2 protein-coding genes are annotated in these 2,105 nt (G+C 68.9%); both read right to left on the bottom strand.

Features of this window, described 5'->3' with window-relative positions; translation table 11 throughout:
* Positions 1 to 1,558: cutinase family protein (locus ACFWPJ_RS31260; RefSeq protein ID WP_378856880.1), on the bottom strand; the 1,558-nt coding region annotated here is incomplete at its 3' end.
* On the bottom strand, positions 1,555 to 2,034 hold the full coding sequence (locus tag ACFWPJ_RS31255) for a hypothetical protein (protein WP_378856878.1): 480 nt from the start codon (positions 2,032 to 2,034) through the stop codon (positions 1,555 to 1,557). The genes ACFWPJ_RS31255 and ACFWPJ_RS31260, both read right to left, overlap by 4 nt.
* Between the last annotated feature and the right edge of the window lie 71 nt (positions 2,035 to 2,105).

Genomic DNA, 2,105 nt, shown 5'->3' with positions numbered 1-2,105 from the left:
CCCACACCCAATAGCGCGGTGCGGTTATGGGTTGTGTTGTGGGAGCGGGCAGGTCCACGCTGCGGATCGTGGACGTGGTCGAGGACGACGTCACCAGGGTGCTCGCCGGTGGCCGAGGCGATGGCGTGATGGAGCGTCCGGTGGTGATGGGCGAGGCAGCGGCGTCGTGGGCTGCTGCGGCTAGCCATGCTCCGGCCCACGCCGCGGGGGAGGGCCCGTTACCGATTGTGTGGGAGTAGGCATCGTGACGCATCCCGGTTTCCCACAGCCGCACCCAGGTGGTGAGGTCGAGCAGCGCTTGATTGTCGGTGACCTCGCGCCGAACGACATCGAACGCCGCCGTGACGAGCCGGTCGCCGGTCGTTGGCGGGATCAGGTCGTTGACCGTGGTCGTGTACTTCTCATTCAGCATCGCTACCGCGGCACCGGGGTTGGTTAGCGCGATCGTGGCCAGCTGGGTGAGGGTTGTCGGGTTGAGGATTGACGCGACGACGACGTTGACCGCGTTGAGCCCGATCGTGCCCACCCGCATCGCCGCCGTCACCGCGGCGTTCATGTCCAGCGGGGCCCGGGGATCGGAGGCATCGGCCAAGCGCTGGGAGATCGAATTCTTCGGCGACACCGACACATCCGCCAGCGACGTCCCCGAGATGTCCTCGGCGACCGCGGTGGTCGCGGTCTTGATCGAGGTGTAGGCCAGGGCCTGCCCGATCGAGATCAACGAGGCGATCGGGTCACCCGTCGACAACAACGACTGCGACGCGACCCCTGCGGCGGCACGCAGGATCGCCGACCCCGCCGGAGTGTCGCAGGCCAGATCACCGGCGACACACAAACTCGCCACCCGCCCGGTCATCGTCCCGTAGTCCTCAGCGATGTCGCGTGTCGGTGCGATCCCGCCACCGGATGCCACCGACCTGACCGGGGCGGCAGGCAGTAGGGACAGGTGCGTGCCTGTGGTCCCGGGCGCCGGGGCGGGCGTGGTGGCGTCGGTCCCGGGGAACAAGCCAGTGCCCACGGTGCGGGTCGGGTCGGCCATCAAGATGACCGCGGCGATCACGTCGGGGTCGACCACACCCTGACCGGTGCCGATGTCCTGGGCGGTGATCGAGGCGACGTGTGCACCTTGTGAGTAGCCGACCAGCGCGATCCTGGTCTGCGGGCACGCCGAATGGACCTGGCGGATCATCGATTCCAACCGGACCACACCGGTGGCGACCGATTCGGTGTACGGGGTGACCGAGGCGCCGACCGCACCACCGAAACCCGCCGGGTAGGGCACGTAGGCACGGTCGACCAGCCCGGGATCGGAGGCGGCGGCCATCATCGGCCGAAACACCAGCGACAACATCCCGGTATCGGTCGTGGGCGCGGCATCCGGTGATGATTCCCCCGTTCCCTGAACCCCGAACGCAAACAACGCGGGACAAACGGTGATCGACAGCGCCGTCGACGCTGCCGGAGCCGGGGACGCCGCCGGTGCCGCGCCGATGGGCGCGGCCACGACGATCAAGGCCACGCTGCCGACCAGCGCCACGGCCACGCGGAGAGCCATCATGGGTGCTCCGGCGTCGAGATCGCCGCGCCGAACCCGGCCCACCAGATACTCAGCGGGACGCGCCGTCTTCCGGCGGTGAGGTCTGTGATGAGACCGTCGAGGGCGCGTGCCAGTTCGAATAGCGGTCCCCACACCGTGATCAGACTGGCTGGGGTGTGGTGCCGGTCCAGGCGCGCGGCGTAGCCGGCCATCCTCGCCACTGCCATCGCGACGGTCTCGGTGTGCGGCGGCGTCGCTGATGACGGCACGGGCAGCGCTTCGGCGACAGCGGTATCGATGCGGCGCATCTGCTCGGCCCGCGCGGCCCCGAGCGGCTCGGCCACCAGCACCTCGGCGCGCGAGATCTCGACCAGCTCGGCGGCGGCAGCGAGTATCGGGTCGCTCAGTTCCTCACCAGTGGTCCAGCCCAGGATCGAGCCGAGGATCGCGAAGCCGGTCGGCAGCGGTGAATCCTGTTCGAACACAGTGGAAGTCATGGCAGCGGCTCCTTGCAGAACAACCCACCCGGGGAACGGGCGTGGGCTGACGGATCAATGTGTTCGGTCGG

It is taken from the genome of Nocardia sp. NPDC058497 (genome assembly GCF_042720195.1).
Taxonomy (GTDB): Bacteria; Actinomycetota; Actinomycetes; order Mycobacteriales; family Mycobacteriaceae; genus Nocardia.
This window is presented reverse-complemented; position numbering and strand designations above follow the sequence as displayed.